The organism is Alteromonas sp. 5NS40-0096, assembly GCF_057544385.1.
On the sequence record NZ_BAAJLQ010000001.1, the window covers coordinates 844,340 to 864,309 of the forward strand.

Annotated in this window: 16 protein-coding genes; 9 read left to right on the plus strand and 7 right to left on the minus strand. The window is 44.2% G+C overall.

Annotation, left to right across the window (positions count from 1 at the left end; translation table 11 throughout):
* Window positions 1-12: 12 nt before the first annotated feature.
* Window positions 13-1,818, minus strand: coding sequence for an acyl-CoA dehydrogenase (locus AC27G9_RS03885; protein ID WP_487071217.1), 1,806 nt, complete (start codon window positions 1,816-1,818; stop codon window positions 13-15).
* A 129-nt stretch (window positions 1,819-1,947) separates the two neighbouring features.
* Between AC27G9_RS03885 and AC27G9_RS03890 the strand changes: the two genes are divergently transcribed.
* Complete coding sequence (locus AC27G9_RS03890; RefSeq protein ID WP_487071219.1) at window positions 1,948-2,940, plus strand: GlxA family transcriptional regulator; 993 nt, start codon at window positions 1,948-1,950, stop codon at window positions 2,938-2,940.
* A 277-nt stretch (window positions 2,941-3,217) separates the two neighbouring features.
* Complete coding sequence (locus tag AC27G9_RS03895) at window positions 3,218-5,536, plus strand: TonB-dependent receptor (protein WP_487071221.1); 2,319 nt, start codon at window positions 3,218-3,220, stop codon at window positions 5,534-5,536.
* A 54-nt stretch (window positions 5,537-5,590) separates the two neighbouring features.
* Here AC27G9_RS03895 and AC27G9_RS03900 read toward each other — a convergent pair whose 3' ends face one another.
* From AC27G9_RS03900 to AC27G9_RS03910, 3 genes are all read right to left on the minus strand, one after another.
* Entirely contained in the window at window positions 5,591-5,956 is a 366-nt protein-coding gene (locus AC27G9_RS03900) for a hypothetical protein (RefSeq protein WP_487071223.1), read from the minus strand.
* Window positions 5,957-6,070: 114 nt separating this feature from the next.
* Window positions 6,071-9,220, minus strand: a complete 3,150-nt coding sequence (locus tag AC27G9_RS03905) for an efflux RND transporter permease subunit (RefSeq protein ID WP_487071225.1) — start codon at window positions 9,218-9,220, stop codon at window positions 6,071-6,073.
* The gene (locus tag AC27G9_RS03910) at window positions 9,220-10,449 is read right to left on the minus strand and encodes an efflux RND transporter periplasmic adaptor subunit (protein WP_487071227.1); all 1,230 of its coding nucleotides are present in this window, start codon (window positions 10,447-10,449) and stop codon (window positions 9,220-9,222) included. The genes AC27G9_RS03905 and AC27G9_RS03910 overlap by 1 nt, the downstream gene beginning before the upstream one ends.
* A gap of 346 nt (window positions 10,450-10,795) precedes the next feature.
* Here AC27G9_RS03910 and AC27G9_RS03915 point away from each other — a divergent pair, with 346 nt between their 5' ends.
* Window positions 10,796-11,104 carry an isoamylase early set domain-containing protein gene (locus tag AC27G9_RS03915; protein WP_487071229.1) on the plus strand — a complete coding sequence of 103 codons (309 nt, stop codon included), beginning with the start codon at window positions 10,796-10,798 and terminating at the stop codon, window positions 11,102-11,104.
* Window positions 11,105-11,159: 55 nt separating this feature from the next.
* Here the strand turns inward: AC27G9_RS03915 and AC27G9_RS03920 are convergent, their stop codons facing one another.
* Together AC27G9_RS03920 and AC27G9_RS03925 are read right to left on the minus strand one after the other, a co-directional pair.
* Window positions 11,160-12,086: an electron transfer flavoprotein subunit alpha/FixB family protein gene (locus AC27G9_RS03920; protein ID WP_487071231.1), complete on the minus strand. Its 927-nt coding sequence runs from the start codon at window positions 12,084-12,086 to the stop codon at window positions 11,160-11,162.
* On the minus strand, window positions 12,083-12,835 hold the full coding sequence (locus AC27G9_RS03925; protein WP_487071233.1) for an electron transfer flavoprotein subunit beta/FixA family protein: 753 nt from the start codon (window positions 12,833-12,835) through the stop codon (window positions 12,083-12,085). Before AC27G9_RS03925 ends, AC27G9_RS03920 begins: the two co-directional genes overlap by 4 nt.
* A gap of 356 nt (window positions 12,836-13,191) precedes the next feature.
* Here AC27G9_RS03925 and AC27G9_RS03930 point away from each other — a divergent pair, with 356 nt between their 5' ends.
* The 5 genes from AC27G9_RS03930 to fldA all read left to right on the plus strand — a co-directional run bounded on the left by AC27G9_RS03930 (window position 13,192) and on the right by fldA (window position 17,099).
* A complete protein-coding gene (locus AC27G9_RS03930) occupies window positions 13,192-14,844 on the plus strand; it encodes an electron transfer flavoprotein-ubiquinone oxidoreductase (protein WP_487071235.1) in 1,653 nt (550 codons plus the stop codon).
* A gap of 104 nt (window positions 14,845-14,948) precedes the next feature.
* The gene (locus tag AC27G9_RS03935; RefSeq protein ID WP_487071237.1) at window positions 14,949-15,344 is read left to right on the plus strand and encodes an H-NS histone family protein; all 396 of its coding nucleotides are present in this window, start codon (window positions 14,949-14,951) and stop codon (window positions 15,342-15,344) included.
* Window positions 15,345-15,396: 52 nt separating this feature from the next.
* Window positions 15,397-16,179: an alpha/beta fold hydrolase gene (locus tag AC27G9_RS03940; protein WP_487071239.1), complete on the plus strand. Its 783-nt coding sequence runs from the start codon at window positions 15,397-15,399 to the stop codon at window positions 16,177-16,179.
* Between the two features lie 137 nt (window positions 16,180-16,316).
* Complete coding sequence (locus AC27G9_RS03945) at window positions 16,317-16,538, plus strand: DUF2788 domain-containing protein (protein WP_487071241.1); 222 nt, start codon at window positions 16,317-16,319, stop codon at window positions 16,536-16,538.
* A 36-nt stretch (window positions 16,539-16,574) separates the two neighbouring features.
* Complete coding sequence (gene fldA, locus AC27G9_RS03950; protein WP_487071243.1) at window positions 16,575-17,099, plus strand: flavodoxin FldA; 525 nt, start codon at window positions 16,575-16,577, stop codon at window positions 17,097-17,099.
* A 64-nt stretch (window positions 17,100-17,163) separates the two neighbouring features.
* On the opposite strand, the gene AC27G9_RS03955 is transcribed toward fldA, so the two are convergent.
* Window positions 17,164-19,170, minus strand: coding sequence for a methyl-accepting chemotaxis protein (locus AC27G9_RS03955; protein WP_487071245.1), 2,007 nt, complete (start codon window positions 19,168-19,170; stop codon window positions 17,164-17,166).
* Window positions 19,171-19,534: 364 nt separating this feature from the next.
* Here AC27G9_RS03955 and fur point away from each other — a divergent pair, with 364 nt between their 5' ends.
* On the plus strand, window positions 19,535-19,960 hold the full coding sequence (gene fur / locus AC27G9_RS03960; RefSeq protein WP_487071247.1) for a ferric iron uptake transcriptional regulator: 426 nt from the start codon (window positions 19,535-19,537) through the stop codon (window positions 19,958-19,960).
* Window positions 19,961-19,970: the final 10 nt, after the last annotated feature.

Below are 19,970 nucleotides of genomic sequence, written 5' to 3' on the forward strand. Positions count from 1 at the left end.
GGGATTCCTTTTTTATAGGTATTCAGGTGCGACATTTTCACAAGTCGCATCCATATTATTAAGTAGGTCAAAGTCGCGATTGACGAGGGGCAGCTCCCATTGCAAGAAATATTGAGCCGCTGCCAACTTGCCTTTATAGAAATGTTGATGGTCTTCTGCTAAGGCTTGGTCCTCAAGTGCGTTCTCTGCCACAATCGCCTGACGCAACCACATCCAACTCATCACACACGATGAGAAAATATTCATAAAGCACTGGGCGTTGGTCAATGCGATAGCTTGTTTGTCAGAATTGAGCGCAGCCCCCATTTCTGGCACTAAGCCTGCCATTCTCGTTAGGTAACCGCTGAGTGTTTTGGCCATTTTTCCCGTTTGGGCGCCAGTCGCGCTTTGTAGGGTTTTGGTAATTTCTTGCTGCAAAACAGCTAGGCCTTGGCTCTTCGCTTGCCACAGTTTTCTACCCAGTAAATCCAGCGCTTGAATACCGTTAGTTCCCTCGTGAATGGGGTTTAGGCGATTGTCACGCCAGCATTGTTCAACGGGGTATTCTCTTGTATATCCCGCGCCACCCAACACTTGGATTGCTAGATCATTCGCTTTAGGACCATATTCTGAAGGCCATGCTTTAAAAACAGGGGTAAGCAAATCGATAAGTTGATTAAGAGACGCTTTTTCGCCTTCGTCTTGGGTCACTCTTTCGACGTCCATTAGGTAACTACCATATAAACACAGCGCCATACCACCTTCCGTGTAGGCTTTTTGTGCTAACAACATGCGTCTCACATCACCGTGTTTAATAATGGCGCTTGGCTCGTCTGTTGGTGCTAGATTGGGCGCCGCTCGGCCTTGTAATCGCTCTTTTGCATATTCAAGAGAATAACGATAGCCGCGATAGCCGATCATCGCTGCACCATACCCCACTCCAATCCGCGCTTCGTTCATCATCATGAACATATAGCTCAGTCCTTTGTGTGGCTCTCCGACTAGGTACCCGTGACAATCACCATTCTCACCAAACGTGAGTGCGGTGGAAGTCGTGCCTCGGTATCCCATTTTGTGGATTAACCCGGCAAGCGTTACGTCATTTCTCGGGCCAGGTTGACCGGACTCGTCAAGTCGATATTTAGGGACGACAAATAAGGAAATACCTTTGACGCCAGCAGGGCCACCAGGGATTTTCGCTAATACTAAATGTACGATGTTATCAGACAGTTCATGCTCACCGCCTGAAATGTAAATCTTGCTACCTTTGAGTCGATATGTTCCATCGTCTTGCAACACAGCAGTGGTGTGAATATCTGTTAACGAGGAACCAGCATGAGGCTCGGTTAACGCCATGGTGCCGGTAAACTCACCCGTCAGCATACGGGGCATAAACTGTTCTTGAATTTCGGGCGCCGCGAAGTGCTTGATGACTCGCGCCGCTGCTGTCGTCAAAAATGGATAGGCTGTTGACGATGGATTGGCTGCCAGAAAATAGCCAGAGCAAGCCTGCATTACCGACTCAGGTAACTGCATACCTCCATCTTCAAAATCGTAACGCCCTGCGATAAACCCAGCCTCACAAAACGCGTCAAAAGCCGTTTTGACTTCAGGGATCATCGATACCTTCTCACCGTCAAACTTTGGTTCGTCTTTATCTGCAACTGCGTTGTGGGGCAAAAATAGCTCTTCAGCTATTTTCTCAGCCGTATCTAATGTGGCGTTAAACGTCTCTTTACTGTGCTCTTCAAAACGTTCGAATTGACAAAGGGTTTCGACGTTAAGCACTTCGTATAATTGAAATTCTATTTCTTTGCGCGGTACCAATATGTCGGCCATCACACACCTCCTAGGTTGATAATGCATTGTGGCACAATCGAAACCTTGCCTTTATTGTCATATATGACACAATTATGGTGATTTCGGCCAACTATCATCTTGATTTATTAACTTGAGTTTAACTCGCTTATGCAAAGCTTTTCGCGCCCCCATACCGTTACTATTTTAGGTTTTAATCACGCGCTCTCTTCAGCATTGACAGGAGCCCTTGATATTTTTGCACTTGCAGGTGTGAGTTGGCAGCGAATTCACGGCCAAACAGCTCAACCTCGGTTTCATGTTCAGCTCGCTTCATTTAATGGCCTTCCTATTACCTGTACCAATCAGTTGATAGTGACACCACATGTTGCCATTGAAGATGTCCGTGAAACGGATTTACTCTTGATCCCAACCATCGGCGGCGACATTTCATCGGTCATTAATGACAACCAACACTTGTTCATTTATATGCGTAAACTCCACAAACTCGGCGCAGACATCGCTGGTAATTGTACGGGAAACTTTTTGCTGGCGGAGGCTGGGCTACTTGATGACATGACGGCAACAACTCATTGGGGCTATGCTGAGCAGTTTCGAGAAAGGTTCCCTCACGTCACGCTCCATGAAGACAGAATGATCACAAACAAAGACAATGTATTTTGCGCAGGTGGCGGCGTGGCCTGGTTTGATTTGGCGATATTGTTGATAGAGCGCTATTGTGGACACCAAGTTGCCACAGACACGGCAAAAGCCCACGTGATGGATTTAGGCAGAACACACCAAAGTGTTTACGCCAGTACTCGCCGCAAGAAATTCCATCAAGACGCCATTATTTTATCGGCACAAGATTACATCGAAGAAAATTACCCACACACAATAACAGTCACAGAGCTGGCCCGAATCGCAAATATGACAGAGCGGACTTTCTCGCGGCGTTTTAAACGCGCCACCGACCTGTCTCCTGGCCAATATCTTCAAGCGATAAGGTTAGAACAAGCTCGTAAATTACTTGAATCGAGTACCCTTTCGCTGGACAACATTGTTCAACAAGTCGGCTACGATGATTTGAGTTCTTTCTCACGTTTGTTCAAAAGAGAATGTGGCGTTTCCCCTTCGCAATATCGCTCAAAATTTATTCGATAAGCAGCTCGTATAAGTCTATATTTTGTGCAGATCCATCGTATTTACACCTGAGAACTGCTTTTTTTCGAAAGTAACATTGAAACATAAAAATAACAATTTTATTGGGCTGCAACACCCATTTTGTATATTTTTCTGTCCATTTGGTCAATTTTTTTACATTATCGTTACTTAACTTTTCAATTTTTTATGTATACTCAGCGCCGCACACGTTTAAAACCTCGTTGAGAAATTAGCAATTTCAACAACGATAAATCCATTAACTGTACTTGGTGGACACATGAAAACACACAAAATCGCTTATCTTTCACTTGCGATTGCTACGGCAATCAGTGGGCAGCTTTCTGCACAAGAGCAAACGGCAGAAGTTGATGATTCAAAACTAGAACAAATAACCGTTACCGCACAAAAGCGTACGCAAAATATTCAAGAAGTGCCGATTTCGATCGCCACTCTTGCTGGCGACGAATTTGATGCCCTTTTTGCTGGTGGCGAAGACATCCTAACCTTAGCTATGCGTGTACCCGGCTTGTATGCCGAGTCATCAAACGGTCGCGCGGCACCTCGTTTCTATATTCGAGGATTAGGTAATGTAGACTTCGATTTAGCCGCATCACAACCCGTATCCGTTATCATGGACGAAGTGGTACAGGAAAATGTGGTACTAAAAAGCTTCCCACTTTTCGACGTTTCTCAAGTGGAAGTGATTCGCGGCCCTCAAGGTACTTTATTTGGTCGAAACACTACTGCCGGTATTGTTAAGTTTGATACCGCTAAACCAACTGATTACTTCGAGGCTTACGCTAACGTTTCTTACGCCTCATTAAATACTGTAACGGTTGAAAGTGCGATCTCTGGTGGTCTTACCGACGCTATCTCTGGACGTTTGTCCGTTTATTCTCAAGACAGAGATGATTGGATTTCTAACGGTTTCACCGGTGAAAATGATGTATTAGGTGGCTTTGACGAAAAAGCATGGCGTGCGCAATTGGCCTACGATGACGGTGGTAAGTTCCGTGCACTACTCAACGTCCACGGTCGTGATCTCGACGGCACAGCATCGGTTTTCCGTGCGAATATCTTCACCACTGGCAGCAACAATCTAAACCAAAATTATGACCGCGATGTGGTCTATTACGATGGTGGCGATAATAACCCTCAAGGTTACGAAGGTTCAGGGGCTTCATTAAAGCTAGAGTATGATTTTGATGGTTTTACTGTGACCTCTATCAGCGCTATTGAAGAAGCAGACGGTTTTAGCCGCGGCGACATCGACGGTGGTGTTTATTCATTTGACACAAGCCTTACGGTCCCAGCGGGCATTACTTCAGCACAATTCCTAGCGGATGCTAACTTTGACGGCGTACCAGAAACGCCAGTTCTTACGTTCCCAGGCCGCATCAATGTTTCTTCAGTTACACAGGATAATGCAGACGTAGAACAAACCACTCAAGAAATTCGTTTCGCGAGCACAACCAGTGGTCCACTACAGTGGCAATTTGGCGCATTCTACTTCGACTCAACGCTTGATGTTGAAACTGAATCATTTGCTTCGTTTGGTTTCTTAGGTAACCCGCCGCAAAATACGATTGTGACTCAAGAAAATACAACGTGGGCAATCTTCGGCCAGACCACGTATGACTTTACAGACAAGTTCCAAGCAACGCTTGGTCTTCGTTACACTGACGATGAGAAAGACTTCTTTGTACAACAGTACGGTCAATTATGGCTAGACAGTGGTATCCCTGTTGTTGCGCCTATTAATTTGTCAGATTCTCAACTCAGTTGGGAACTAAGCGCAAACTACAAGCTGAACGATGATGCGATTCTTTATGGTCGTGTTTCTGATGGCTTCCGTGCACAGTCGATTCAAGGCCGTGACGTGGCATTCTTACTAGGCCCAACAACAGCAGATTCAGAAACCATTCGTTCTTATGAAATTGGTTACAAATCAGACTTACTTGATGACCGCTTGAGACTGAATGTTGGTATTTTCTACTACGAAGTTGACGATTTACAATTATCGGCAATCGGTGGCGCTACCAATAGTAACCAGTTGTTGAATGCTGACAAGGGTCGTGGTCAAGGTTTTGAAGCTGATATCGAATTCTTACCTATTCCAGACCTACTTTTAACAGCTGGCTTTAGCTACGCGGACACTGAGATTCAGGACAGCGACCTCACCACTGCTCCATGTGGTTCAGGTATGTGTACTGTGTTAGATCCTTTGGATGAAAACGGTTTAGCTATGATCGATGGCAACCCATTCCAGTCAGCTCCAGAGACGACATTCAACTTCACTGCGCGTTATAGCTACGAAGTTGCATCAGGTGAAGTATTCGCTTTCGTTGACTACATCTATCAGGGCGAAACCAACATGGCGCTATATGAGTCAGTTGAGTTCATGACAGATGATCAATTTGAACTGGGTCTAAGAATCGGTTACGAAGACTTTGAACACGGTTACACCGTTGCCTTGTTTGGCCGAAATATTACTGACGAAGACAATGTAAAAGGCTTCATCGATTTCAGTAACAACACAGGCTTCGTTAACGACCCTGCGATTTGGGGTGTTGACTTCAAGATCATGTGGGAATAACTCCCCAATACTGAACAAGGCGCCTATCGGCGCCTTTTTTACATTTGCTTTGCATTAAGCGGCAAGTAAGTCTTTCTCGTCGTAATGTTGAGCTAGCAACTGCTGTACTTTCTTACACGCTTTTACTCCCTTCGCATCACGAACATAATAAACTTGTTCACATATTTGCCCACTCGCGGTCACTAAGAAACTGGCAAGTCTTGCCTTCCTATGCGGTAAATACAAATGGTGCAAACTAAATCGCTCGGTTTCTTTTGCGTCACTGAGAATACGAAAAAAGCAATAAGGTAGCTTTATCCGCATCAGCCTATCGTCTTGACCAAATAAGGTAATCACATTTTGAAATGGCGTCTTTCCCTCTTGGGTTAAAAAACCATATTTTTCAATTAACGTATCGATAGCTTTTAGACCTGAGTTCATACCCACCCCCTATACTGTATAAATAAACAGTACTAGAGAAAATAAAACTTTGCAAACTTTTTAAACAAAAAAGCCAGCATAATGCTGGCTTTCTATTCGTAGGTACAGGGACAACTATTTCATTACAACATCCCGCTCTAAGGTCGTTACCTGTGGCTTCTTACGCCTAAATAGATTTTTAATGTCATCAAGGATAATGTAGAGCGCTGGCACCAATAGCAAGGTAATAACCGTGGCAAACAAAATACCAAACGCCAGCGAAATCGCCATTGGTATCACAATTTGTGCCTGTAAGCTTCGTTCAAACACGATTGGCATCAACCCCATGAATGTCGTTAGCGATGTCAAAATAATCGCTCTAAAACGCTGGGTCCCCGCGCTAATCGCAGCATCAAACAAACGATGCCCTTCTTGTCTCGCGCGGTTTACAAAGTCCACCATGATTAGACTGTCATTAACGACAACACCAGACAACGCGATAATACCGCATATAGACAGTACACTAACCGCTTGATCCAAAACCAGATGGCCTATTATCGCCCCGACAATACCAAACGGGATAACCGACATAATAATTAGCGGTTGCGAATAAGACTTCAGAGGAATCGCTAACAGTGCATAAATTGCAAATAGGGCAAACGCCATGCCTTTAAGCAAAGACAGCATCGCCTCTTGCTCTTCTTTTGAGTTTCCTTGTAATTGGAATTCAACAGCAGGATACCTCTCCAAAAGATCTGGCATTACATTCTCAACAACATCACCAGTAATCTCGCCAGGATCCAAGGCGCCTTTATCCACAACAGCAGAGACCGTCACAGAGCGCCTACTGTCTACACGAACAATCGAATCGTATCCTTGACCCAAGGTAATATCTGCAACTTGATCGAAAGGTATATCATCTCCATTGGGAGCACGAACTCGCATGGTTTCTAAATGTCCAACTGAGGTACGCTCATCTTTAGGGTAGCGTACCATTACTCTGACTTCTTCGTCATCGCGCTGAATGCGTTGTACTTCCGCCCCGTAAAACCCGTATCTCACTTGCAGCCCAAGTTGCTGTAGTGTTATGCCCGACGCCTCGGCTTGGGGTTTTATTGATAACTGAATTTCGTCGCTTCCGCCCGCAAACGTATCATTGATATCCGTTACCCCTTCATAAGCTAACAACGCATCTTTAAGGTCGTCGCTGATCGCTCGCAATGCATTGATATCCGTTGAGCTGAATTCAAAACTCAAGTCAGCACCACCGCCGGGACCACCTGGCGAACCAACACTGAAGGTTTTAACACCCGGGATTTCTGGCAGCTCATCCCGCCATGCTTGGTGAATTTCGAAGTCAGTTAACTCACGGGTTTCGCCTTTTGTTAGTTCGACAAAAACCTCGCCAGATAGGTTACCGTTGTCATAAGCAATGGAATGGCTAATAACAGATTCTCCCGTCTCTGCGGTAAGCTTGTCATTCATTCGGTTCATACCATCAAGCAGTACTTTCATGGTTTCATCGCGCTGCGCAGTTGATGAACCTGGCTCCAGCTCAAAACTAGCCAACATAAAGTCGCTAGGTATATTCGGGAAAAATACAAAGCGAACGATACCGCCACCAAATAGCCCAATGGTGAGAACTAGCATGGCCAAAAACGCAGCGAGTGTGGTGTACCGATATTCAATAGCCTTTTTCAAAAACGGCGCATATTTGTTTTGAATAAAGGATTTAATTCCCTCGCTGAAGATGTCTCGGAATCGCTGAAACGCGTTTGCCTTCTCAGGCTCATAAGGTTTTAGTTTCATATGGACCAAATGGGCAGGCAAGATAAGCTTGGATTCAACCAAGGAGAACGCCAAGCAAATGATGACAACCAAGCCTATTGTTTTCCATATCACACCGAACGGCCCAGACACCATCAACATCGGGGAGAACGCCGCTATTGTGGTCAGTACCCCAAATGTCGCAGGCATTGCGACTTTCTTCACACCAACAATGACATTCTCGGGGCTGTGCCCTTTTTTATCGATCTCTGAATACGCTGATTCGCCCATGATAATGGCATCATCAACAACAATACCCAGCACCAAAATAAAAGCGAAAAGGCTCAGCATGTTTATCGACACACCAAACATGTCCAACGGCATGAACAGCAAGGTGCCAAGGAAACAAACCGGCAACCCAACGATAACCCAAAACGCCAGTTTTATTTTCAGAAACAAAGAGAGAACGATGAACACCAATAAAGCCCCGAAGAACATGTTTTCTATCATCATGTTCAAACGATCGGCTAGGTAAAATGAACTGTCTCCCCATGTCGCGGCCGTAATATGGGCGGGGAAATCATCCACATTATCCGCAATGTATTGGTTAACAACTTTTGATATTTCTAAGGCATTTTGGTCACCCACCGCACGCACGCGAATACTCATTGCGGGCTTACCATCGAACAATGAAAACTGATTAACTTCGACAAAACCATCGTTCACTGTTGCAATATCACTGAGCTTCAAGCGGGTGCCATCGGCATTCGTTAGCAGTACTATTTGCTCAAAATCCCAACCATTATAGGCTTGGCCGATTGTGCGCAGTAAAATGTCGCCGTTTTCAGTCCGAATAGAACCTCCAGGCATATCCATGGAAGTCGCCCGCACCATGTTCACGACTTCCGTGAACGTCAGACCATATTTTTGCAACGCCTGTTCAGAGAGCTCGATAGAGATCTCGTACTCCCTATCGCCAACCACTTGAACATCCGATACGCCAGGTAAGTTTGCGATGTCGTCGCGTACTTCTTTTGCAAACTCTTTTAACTCACGCTCACTCGCATCACCAAAAACTGATAACCACAGCACGTCTTGTGGAAATTTCTGTCGATATACAACGGGGTTCTCAGTGTTTGCAGGGAAACTTGGGATAGCATCAACTTGCGCTTTGACTTCATCAAGCACAATCTGAACATCGTAGTCCTCTTCAACCTCGATACTGACTGTTCCCATTCCCTCTGCGGCCGTTGAGGTTATTTTTTTAATCCCTTCAATGTCTTTTACTGCTTCCTCTACCTTGAGGATGACACCTTCTTCAACCTCTTGAGGAGCAGCACCATTGTACGGTACGCGGACAGATACGATTTTTATTTCAAACGTTGGAAAGACTTGTTTTTGAATCGCAAATGCGCCAAAAAGCCCGCCAACAACCAATATCCACATCAATAAGTTTGCCGCAACACTGTTGCGAGCAAACCAGGCTATGACGCCACTTTGTGTATCAATACGACTCATTACTCACCCTCGCTTTGAGCAATTGATTCTTCGTCATCCGGCTTATCGTTCTTAGATGGTTCTTCAATTTCTGGTTCGTCACCTGGCAATCTCACTTTCATCCCATTGAAAGGGTTGGGTACGGCCGTTCGAGCAACCAGATCACCTGGCTCTAACCCTTCGGCAATATACACAGCACGCGTGTCAGAACGAACAACGGAAACGGGCTTGATTTGAATTTCTCGGTCTTGAGTCACAACAATTATGGTGTTGTCTAAACGCAGTGTGTTACGGGGTAAAACATACAAATCGTCAGATTCTGTACCACTGATTTCAGCCTGCACAAATTGCCCAAAGCGAAGAATGTCAGTTTCTGGGTTAATGCTTTCACGTTGATATGGGTCTGTTACTTCCGCTACAACGTAGACCACTCGGTTTCCTTGGTCTAACACCCCTTCAGTTCGTTTGAGCTTTGCATCCCAAAAGCGTTGCTTACCTGCCACAACCGCACTTAATCTCACGTTGTTTTGTGCTTGAACACCCTGAGTAAGATTAATGTAACTCAAATCTCTGTCTGGAATAGACAGCCTGACTTCCGCCTCATCCGTTGAAAATACTTCGCCAATATTACTGCCAACGGGTAAGAATTGACCGAGGTCAACATTACGTTGAGTCACGATTCCATTATAAGGGGCAATAACTTGCGTACGATTGAGGTTGCGCTGTGCTCTAGCGAGCGACGCTTTCGCTGCTTTCACGTTAGCCTGCTCTCGTGCGAGTTGAGGTTTTCTTAAACCTAGTTCTGGCGGCACAACAGAATTAACTGAACGCCATTCTTGCTCCGCGACTTTACCTCTAGCAATTTCCTCTTGAAGCGCCGCTTCTGCCCTCGCGAGTTCCGCTTCGGCAAGCTGCACATCTGTAATAAAATCATCCTGCTCAATTGTCAGCAACACGTCCCCTTTTTCGAACATTCCACCAACAACAAATGCGTCAGACATGGCCACAATACGGCCGCTCACTTGTGAGCTGATTTGGGTTTTGTGCTTCGGCTGCACATTACCTTGTGAAGACACCGTAAATTCAACGCTTTGACGGTAGATTGGTTGAGCATCAACCAAAAACGCTTTTTCCTCAATCGGAGTCTGCTCTGGCGGCTTTTTCGACGAAATCATAACTTTGGCAATAATCAATGCACCGATTATGATGATCAGAGGAACAACGCTCTTCAAAAATACGGACTTCTTCATTCCTTTCCCTTTATTAGGCCTTAGTGTTGAGCATACGAAAATGCGCTATACGAAAGTATAACTTGTCGCTTTACGTTGCTCATTTTTATGACTATTTTAATTATACAACTCATAGTGTAATGGGTTTTTATGACAAGTGCTTGTAGTACTTTGTTAAAAAGTACTACAAGCACTCATATCTAGTCTTTAACTTTGAGTTGTTATTACGCAATCGAGAGAAAAAAGTTTTAGTAGCCAACGCAATGTAATTATTTTACAAAATCTGTAGATTAAGTGGTTGATCAGATGTTTTTTTCGCCTTATTCTGTAATAAAATTACATTCGTTAATATTGGAAGAGAGTGAGCATGAGCTTAAAGAAACAGTACTTAAAATCTAAACCGGTGTGCAAAGTGACTTTTCGACTAGCGGCTAACGAAGCAGGGAATGCAGAGAATGTCAGACTAGTGGGTGATTTCAATGCCTGGGACAAAACTGCAGCGCCAATGAAGAAACTCAAAAATGGTGACTTTACACAAACCGTAAGTCTTGACGCGGATAACGAATACCAATTCCGTTATTTAGTTGACGATGCTTCATGGGAAAATGACTGGCAGGCGGACGCATATAAGACCTCTCCAGTAAGCTTTGACGACAATTCTGTCGTTGTGGTTTAAGGCGATCAAAAAAGGCTGCTTCAAGGCAGCCTTTTACTCTCGTCAATACAGAGCGTTACAACGCCCCTTCTAGCTCTGGCAACACTTCAAACAAATCACCCACCAAGCCGTAGTCTGCGACTTGGAAAATCGGTGCTTCTTCATCTTTGTTGATTGCCACGATAACCTTTGAATCTTTCATACCAGCAAGGTGTTGTATTGCGCCTGAAATACCAACAGCGATGTAAAGCTGTGGAGCAACAATCTTACCGGTCTGGCCAACTTGCATATCATTTGGCACAAAGCCCGCATCGACGGCAGCACGAGAAGCGCCGATAGCTGCACCCAATTTGTCAGCAATGCCGTTGAGTAATGCAAAGTTGTCACCGTTTTGCATACCACGACCACCTGAAATAACCACTTCCGCAGCGGTCAGTTCTGGGCGCTCTGATTCAGTCAACTCAGCAGATACAAAAGAAGATTTTTCAGAGGCAATTGCACTGTCCAGTGATTCGACTGCTGCATTGTTACCACTAGCAACCGAGTCAAATGATGCGGCACGAACAGTAATCACTTTCACGCTATCTTCACTTTTTACCGTGGCAATCGCGTTGCCTGCGTAAATTGGACGTACGAATGTATCGGCGCCTTCAACTGCAATAATGTCGGAGATTTGAGCGACATCAAGTAAGGCCGCTACTCGAGGCATGAAATTCTTACCTGTTGTAGTGGCAGCGGCTAGAATGTGGGTGTAACCGCTTGCGATTGACAACACAAGATCAGCAACATTTTCAGCCAATTGATCTTTATACACGGCATTGTCGGCATGGATGACCTTTTCAACACCGTCGAGCTGTGCAGCTGCATCAGCTACGGCTTGGCTGCCCTCGCCCGCAACTAACACGTGAATGCTTCCACCCATTTGTTGCGCTGCAAAAACTAGTTTGCCAGTTTCTGGCTTCAATTGCGCATTATCGTGCTCTGCATAAATTAGTACGCTCATGAAATCACCTTCGCTTCGTTTTTCAATTTTTCTACGAGTTCAGCCACAGATTCAACTTTGATTCCACCTTCACGCTGTGGAGGAGGAGTGACTTTTACCACACTGACTTTTGATACAAGGTCAATGCCGAAGTCAGCCGCAGGCTTGACGTCAAGCGGTTTGCGTTTCGCTTTCATAATATTTGGCAGTGATGCGTAACGAGGTTCATTGAGACGCAAATCAGTGGTAACAACGGCTGGTAACGATAGCGCTACCGTTTGTAGCCCGCCATCAATTTCGCGAGTAACGTTAACACTATCACCTTCTACAACAACTTCTGACGCAAATGTGCCTTGTGGCATACCTGTTAGTGCTGCGAGCATTTGGCCCGTTTGATTGTTGTCAGAATCAATCGCCTGTTTGCCCAAAATAACAAGTTGAGGCGATTCTTCTTCCACCACTTTAGCAAGCAATTTTGCGACTTGTAGTGAATCTAAATTTTGATCGGTATCGATTTGAATTGCACGGTCTGCACCCAGTGCCAATGCTGTTCTTAATTGCTCTTGGCAAGCTTTGTCACCGATAGATACGACAACAATTTCTGTTGCTACACCTTTTTCTTTCAGTCGCACAGCTTCTTCGACCGCAATTTCACAGAAAGGGTTAATTGCCATTTTGGCATTGGTAAGATCGACACCAGAGTTATCCGCTTTCACGCGAACTTTTACGTTGTAGTCAATGGCTCGTTTTACCGGAACGAGTATTTTCATAGTTACCTCAAATGTTGAGCTTTGATGGCGTAAACCGACCAAGCACATATACTTGGTTTACACATGTGTTGCTTTCACTTATGGACATTTCAAATTAATAGTGATTCGAAGAACTGCCTGTAAGTAAATACAATAAACTAACTTAATACGGCGCTTGAGCAGCTAATAAAGCGTAGGCCTCAAACCCGAAATGTTAAAGTTTAGTTATTATAAACACACCGAAATGTACTTACTGTTGACGTAAACGTCAACCTGCTTTACCTTTCGGTCACAATGTAATTTACATCTTTTTGACGTAACGCATTATTTGTTTAATCAATAGTGCACTATAAAAATCAACTTAAAAGGAGCCGCCCGTGGAACGTGAATCGATGGAGTTTGACGTCGTCATCGTTGGCGCAGGTCCAGCAGGCCTATCAACAGCGTGTCGTCTAATGCAACTTGCTCAGGAAAAAGAACAAGAGCTGATGATATGTGTCGTAGAAAAAGGTTCAGAAGTCGGTGCTCATATATTGTCGGGCGCGGTTTTCGAACCTCGCGCATTGAACGAACTCTTTCCCGATTGGAAAGAGAAAGGGGCCCCTTTAAACACCCCTGTCACTGAAGACCACATTTATCTTCTCAATAGCGAAAATAAAGCCAAAAGACTACCCGCATTTGCCACGCCCAAAACCATGCACAATGAAGGTAATTATATTGCGTCGATGGGTAATATGTGCCGTTGGCTAGCAGAGCAAGCAGAACAGCTTGGCGTAGAAGTATTCCCCGGTTTTGCAGCTGCCGAAGTTATCTACAATGACGACGGCAGTGTCGGCGGTGTCATTACGGGTGATATGGGTATTGGCGAAAACGGTGAGCAAAAAGACAGTTATATGCCGGGTATGGAACTTCGTGCAAAATACACGGTGTTTGCCGAAGGTTGCCGAGGCCATTTGGGCAAAGAACTCATCAAGCAATTTTCGCTGGATAAAGACGCTTCGCCTCAACATTATGCCATCGGTTTCAAAGAAATTTGGGATATCGACCCTGCCAAACATCAACCTGGGTTGGTTGTTCACACCGCGGGTTGGCCATTAAATGATGCCACAGGTGGCAGCTACCTTTACCACGCTGAAGATAACCAAGTGTTTGTCGGCCTAATTGTTGACCTCAATTACGAAAATCCTCATTTAAGCCCATTTGATGAGTTTCAGAGACTTAAACACCATCCTGTAATGAAGCAATACCTCGAGGGTGGTAAACGAGTAAGTTACGGTGCTAGGGCAATTGCAAAAGGTGGATTCAATTCTGTTCCAAAAATGACGTTCCCGGGCGGTTTGCTGGTTGGTTGTGATGCGGGCACATTGAACTTTGCAAAGATCAAAGGCAATCACACTGCAATGAAGTCTGGCATGATCGCGGCTGAGGCTGTATTCGAAGAACTCAGTGCCAATGCGGAATCAGCGGGTAAAGAATTAACGTCATTTACAGAGAAATACAAAGCTTCTTGGCTGTACGATGAATTATATCGCTCAAGAAACTTTGGGCCAGCAATCCATAAATTTGGTAATTTTTGGGGTGGCGCGTTCAATACCCTCGAACAAAACTTTTTTGGTGGCAGTTTAGGATTTACCCTGAGCGATAATCACTATGATTATGCGCAAATCGGACTAGCCAGCGAATTTAAATCTATCGACTATCCAAAACCTGATGGAAATTTGAGCTTCGATAAATTGTCATCCGTATTTCTATCTAATACGAATCATGAAGAAGATCAGCCTTGCCATCTGCAAATTTTGGATAAGTCTATTCCAATTGAAGTTAATTTAGCCAAGTATGACGAACCCGCCCAGCGTTATTGCCCTGCGGGGGTTTATGAAATTGTCGAAGATGATGACAATAACAAGCAACTTCAAATTAACGGTCAAAATTGTATCCACTGCAAAACATGCGACATCAAAGACCCTTCACAAAATATTCGTTGGATGGTACCTGAAGGTGCTGGCGGGCCTAATTACCCGAATATGTAAAAACACGATTTAATTTAAAAAGCGGCGGTATCGTCGCTTTTTTTTTATCCATTAATCAACTACTATTCTTTGGACGAAATTATCGAATCACAGTAAGGTTTAAAATGTCAGATTTTATTGAAATATTGACTCATGGAAGACGCTTGCAAGGTGCGGTAAAGGATTTAAGCATAGAAGAATTAGGCACTGTTGTTGAAAAATTAGAAGGCATAATTGAGAAACGTAATCAACGTATTCTCGAACAACAACAAGCTGAAGAAGAAAAAAATGCCAAAATTGCGGAAATAAGAAAGCAAATGGAAGAGGCAGGATTGGACGTAGCTGATTTACAGCTAAGCGACGATAAACCAAAACGGAAAACGGGGCAGAAAAGACCTGTCAAATACCACCTCACCGACAGTGATGGTAAAGTTCACCCTTGGACAGGTATTGGCCGTATGCCTAGAGTGTATGCCGATGCGTTAGCAAATGGCAAAACACTGGAAAGCTTCGCAATTTAGCAAGTCATGCGCAGTTTTCACTGCGCATTCACTCCCCTCTAGAAAGAAACTTATGAATTTGTTTTACCAACTTGATACCGTCAATACTGATGCACCTTGGCTCGTACTGATTCACGGTTTATTTGGCAGCCTAGATAACTTGGCAGTAGTCAAAAGGCATCTTGCCAGCACACATAACATTATCAGCGTGGATCTACCGAATCACGGTCGTTCGCCTTGGTCTAAAGGATTTCGTTTCGAAGACGCCACCCAAGGTGTGCTGAACATTCTCGATGAAAACAACATCGTATCAGCTTCTGTCTTAGGTCACTCTCTGGGCGGAAAAGTGGCAATGTTATTAGCACTGCGAGCGCCACAACGTGTGCGATCACTTATCGTTGCAGACATCTCGCCTGTCGACTATACGCCTCGCCATCAGGCCGTATTTTCAGGGCTATCAGCCGTAGATTTACACGCACTGACCAGTAGAAAGGATGCAGAACAACAAATGTCTGCACATATCGTTGAACCTGGTACCAAACAATTCCTTCTCAAAAGCCTATATCAAGAGGACGGGCACTGGGGCTGGCGCTTCAATTTAAGCGGATTGATAGAGAGTTATCCAACCATTATCTCTTGGCCAGCACCAGAAGGTACCTATGAAGGTGACTGTCTATTTATTAAAGGGGCAAACTCGGATTACATCACTGAATCTCATAGGCCTGCGATAGCAAAATGGTTTCCTAACGCAAAAGCAAAAATTATCAATGGTACCGGACATTGGCTCCACGCAGAGAAGCCCACGGTTTTTAACCGCATCGTAGAAAACGCCTTATCGGTCGCGTCTAAAAATTGATTTGGCGTACGCGAAAATCGAAATAACAACAACCCACGATAACATTGATCTGAATTAAAGTTATTTTCGTTGAATTCATGCGCGTGGGCCAACAGGTGTGGTATAGTAGCGCCCACTTTTTTCCTGAACGATTTGTTATGCTTGCGGAAAATTACGAATTAATCGAAGCAGTAATGCTCAATTTTGGTCTAGTGGTCTTGTTTGGTTTGATGGGATATGCAATTCACGACGTCCTTAGTAAGAACAACGTGCCAAAAATTGGTCGGTTTGTAGCCTACGGCGTGCTGCTTCTCGGCGCGGCGGGTTTTGTGGCTAAGGGCATCATACAAATATTCTGGCAAAGCAACGGCGTTGGCTAAGCCCACAAAGTTTAATTTAGTATTTAGAGGTTAAATATGGCGATTGTTGGCCTATTTTTTGGCAGCGATACTGGTAACACAGAACATGTCGCAAAAATGATTCAGAAAGAGTTAGGTAAGCAACTCATTGATGTCAAAGATATTGCAAAAAGCAGTAAGGAAGACATTGCTGAATTCGATCTTTTGATTTTTGGTATCCCAACTTGGTACTACGGTGAAGCGCAGTGCGATTGGGACGACTTCTTCCCCGAGCTGGAAGAGATTGACTTTAACGACAAGCTTGTCGCAATTTTTGGCTGTGGTGACCAAGAAGACTATGCGGAATACTTCCTAGACGCCATGGGTATGGTTCGAGACATTGTCGAACCTAAAGGAGCGATTCTTGTTGGCCAATGGTCAACAGAAGGGTATGACTTCGAAGCCTCTAAGGGCATGGCAGATGACAACCACTTCGTTGGTTTAGGTATCGACGAAGACCGCCAACCCGAGCTTACAGAAGAGCGTGTGAAAGCTTGGTGTCAACAACTTAACGAAGAACTATCTCTTGCCGAGTTGGCATAAAAGTAAAAGCTACTGATAAAAAAAGGCCCATAAGTGGGCCTTTTTTTGTAGAGGTTGGCAGTCCTTACAAACTGAACCGCTGTACCGCTAAATGCAGTTGTTCCATTCCCTTATCAACATCTGCGGTCGCATCATTGGACGCTTGTGTACTGTGAGCGCTAGCCTCTGCCAATTCGACAATTTTGTTGAGGTTGATAGCAACATCTCTTAGTAAATCATCTTGATTTTGCGTCTCTGCGACGATTTCAGAATTAATGTTAGTCAGTTTCTCAATGATCAAACTAATTGAGGTAACTTGTTCGCTGACTTGCTCAGTCAAAGACACGCCGACTTTCGCTTGTTCTCGGCCTACATTAATGGCGCTAACGGCTTGCTCCGCATCTTTTTGCAAGTTGCCAATCATCGCTTCAATCTCTTCAGTAGAGTTGTGCGTTCTGTTGGCGAGGGTTCTCACTTCATCTGCAACAACGGCAAAGCCTCTCCCCTGCTCGCCCGCTCTTGCAGCTTCAATCGCGGCATTCAATGCCAACAAATTAGTCTGTTCTGCTATCGTCTTGATGACATCTAATATGCTGCCAATGTTGCGACTATTTTCATCCAAGCGATGTATCACTTGTGCCGATGCATCGGCTTGTTCTGCTTGCCCCTGCACTTGCTTGCGGTTGGCAGCAACCAAAGATGTTATCTGCTGACTTTGCTCGGCGACTTCGTTTAACGATTGCATTGCCGTTTTGATTTGGGCGAGGTTGCTTTGACTCGCTTGTTGAATGTATTGCGTGTGTTCAGACGTAATGCCAATTTGCGCTCTCTGTTCGTCAACGAGCTGCAAACTCTTATCTCCCATCGCAATACTATTTTTAGTCGCTTCATCCAAATGCTGCTCTTGTTGCAAAATATTGCCCACCAAGTCTCTGAGGCTCGCCGTCAAAGAGTTCACCTTGCTAGCGAGTGCAGAGAACTCGTCTTTGCCTGTATCGTTCAATTTCGGTGATAAATCACCTTGACTCAGTTTGCTCAAGCCTTTGTTAATTCTTGCCAGCGGTATGGCAATGCTTTTGGTAACCCAGGTTGCCAAAATAAAGGCAGCTACTACGCCAATAACTAAAACGATTCCGTTCTTATACTGGTTGCGCTCCACCGTATCTAAAATAGCATTTTGCCCTTCTAGGGTAGATTTAGTCACAGATTCAAATAAGGTGTTGATGTTTAATAGTGCGCCTTTTAGCGCGACATTGGCTTCATCTCTAAACTTGTCAGTATCTGATATTAATGCCAATTTTTCTTTGTGAAGACTGACCAAGCCTTCGTCCGCATCAAGTTTCTCTACGAGTAGCTGATGTTGTTCATTGAAGCTCGCGACAATTCCCCCGTCATCGACATCTTGGCTAAGCCGGTTGATGTAGTCTTTGTCGACTAAAATATTACTGAGTTGATACTCCAAATCATCGTATATACCTAAACTCGCATCGGCATCTTTTGCTTCGATTAGCTCTCTGATGGTGTTGCTCAGCGTTAGCAGCTTGTTGTCAATGGCATTACCAGCACCAATCAATGTCGCAAGCTGAGAATCATTCGACTCCAGATAACTAAGGTCCAACATCAGCGCACTGGCCTCATCAGCAAAGAGCAAAGCCTCGTCTGATGCCGTTTGTATTTGATTTTCGACGTGTAAACGAGACTGCAACGCTTCATACATCGCTTGACTGTGGCTGATATAGGCCAAACTCAGAGACACAGCATCGCTGGCCCCTTTCTCACTGCCCAACTTTCGAGCGAGCGCTTCAATCTGTTTTTGAAATTCTAGAGATACACTATCAAACTCTTCTTTGTTTTCTTCAAGACTGTCCAATGTAGTTTTGTAATAACCATTTGCTGTCATAGTAGAGAGCGATAGGATTCGTGTTTTTACCCCCATCATATCCGTTTGAATCGGCATTTTATTCTCAACAACATCTACAGCAGACGTTTTTATGTCATTGAGTCCAAAAAATGAAAATCCACTGGTAAGTATTAGTAGTGCTCCGAAGGCACTGAATCCCAAAATGATTTTATGAACGACTTTTGATGGCATTGTGATTGTCACTCTTATTTTATTTATTTATACAGCGCAAGATCTCTGTCTTTTCACTGAATATATTAAGTAATCGTACCAGTAATGTGAATAAACAATTTTATAACAATCCATTCACCAAGCTATATATTAGTCGTAATTCATATGAATACCGCATTTCTTTAGACTAAAGAACAACACGCCTAAATAGGTATCGCCCAAAATCGGAATTTGCTGAGCTAAATCTAAATACCCATTGAATAAACAAGGTCATTTAGCCAATAAATTGTTCAATCGATTCCTATTCATTGGAACAATAGGTTCCAAATTGCGAGAAGTTACCTATAATAACGTCACTAACAATTGCGCTAACACTTGGTAATCCATGGATCAGAATAAAGAACTTAAAAAAGCTGGACTAAAAGTCACGCTGCCTCGCCTCAAGATTCTTGAAATCTTACAAGAACCTGAAAACCAGCATATTAGCGCAGAAGACGTTTACAAATTGCTGATCGATCAGGGTGAAGAAATTGGTTTGGCAACGGTATACAGAGTACTCAACCAGTTCGATGATGCCGGTATTCTTAATCGCCATCACTTCGAAGGTGGTAAGTCGGTATTTGAAATCAGCCACAAGCAACATCACGACCACTTGGTATGCTTAAAGTGTGGCAAAGTCATTGAGTTTGAAGACGAACTTATTGAACGCCGACAGGAAGAAATTGCAAAGCAAAACAATATGAAGCTAACTCACCATAGCCTCTATTTGTATGGTGAGTGCAACGATACTGACTGTGAAAACAACAACTAATCGTTGTTAA

Coding starts and splice junctions, on each gene's coding strand:
- fldA (WP_487071243.1), top strand. CDS start 16,575: ATGGCGATTGTTGGCCTATTTTTTGGCAGCGATACTGGTAACACAGAA.
- AC27G9_RS03900 (WP_487071223.1), bottom strand. CDS start 5,956: ATGAACTCAGGTCTAAAAGCTATCGATACGTTAATTGAAAAATATGGT.
- AC27G9_RS03935 (WP_487071237.1), top strand. CDS start 14,949: ATGTCAGATTTTATTGAAATATTGACTCATGGAAGACGCTTGCAAGGT.
- AC27G9_RS03905 (WP_487071225.1), bottom strand. CDS start 9,220: ATGAGTCGTATTGATACACAAAGTGGCGTCATAGCCTGGTTTGCTCGC.
- AC27G9_RS03915 (WP_487071229.1), top strand. CDS start 10,796: ATGAGCTTAAAGAAACAGTACTTAAAATCTAAACCGGTGTGCAAAGTG.
- AC27G9_RS03925 (WP_487071233.1), bottom strand. CDS start 12,835: ATGAAAATACTCGTTCCGGTAAAACGAGCCATTGACTACAACGTAAAA.
- AC27G9_RS03920 (WP_487071231.1), bottom strand. CDS start 12,086: ATGAGCGTACTAATTTATGCAGAGCACGATAATGCGCAATTGAAGCCA.
- AC27G9_RS03945 (WP_487071241.1), top strand. CDS start 16,317: ATGCTTGCGGAAAATTACGAATTAATCGAAGCAGTAATGCTCAATTTT.
- AC27G9_RS03885 (WP_487071217.1), bottom strand. CDS start 1,818: ATGGCCGACATATTGGTACCGCGCAAAGAAATAGAATTTCAATTATAC.
- fur (WP_487071247.1), top strand. CDS start 19,535: ATGGATCAGAATAAAGAACTTAAAAAAGCTGGACTAAAAGTCACGCTG.
- AC27G9_RS03910 (WP_487071227.1), bottom strand. CDS start 10,449: ATGAAGAAGTCCGTATTTTTGAAGAGCGTTGTTCCTCTGATCATCATA.
- AC27G9_RS03955 (WP_487071245.1), bottom strand. CDS start 19,170: ATGCCATCAAAAGTCGTTCATAAAATCATTTTGGGATTCAGTGCCTTC.
- AC27G9_RS03895 (WP_487071221.1), top strand. CDS start 3,218: ATGAAAACACACAAAATCGCTTATCTTTCACTTGCGATTGCTACGGCA.
- AC27G9_RS03940 (WP_487071239.1), top strand. CDS start 15,397: ATGAATTTGTTTTACCAACTTGATACCGTCAATACTGATGCACCTTGG.
- AC27G9_RS03890 (WP_487071219.1), top strand. CDS start 1,948: ATGCAAAGCTTTTCGCGCCCCCATACCGTTACTATTTTAGGTTTTAAT.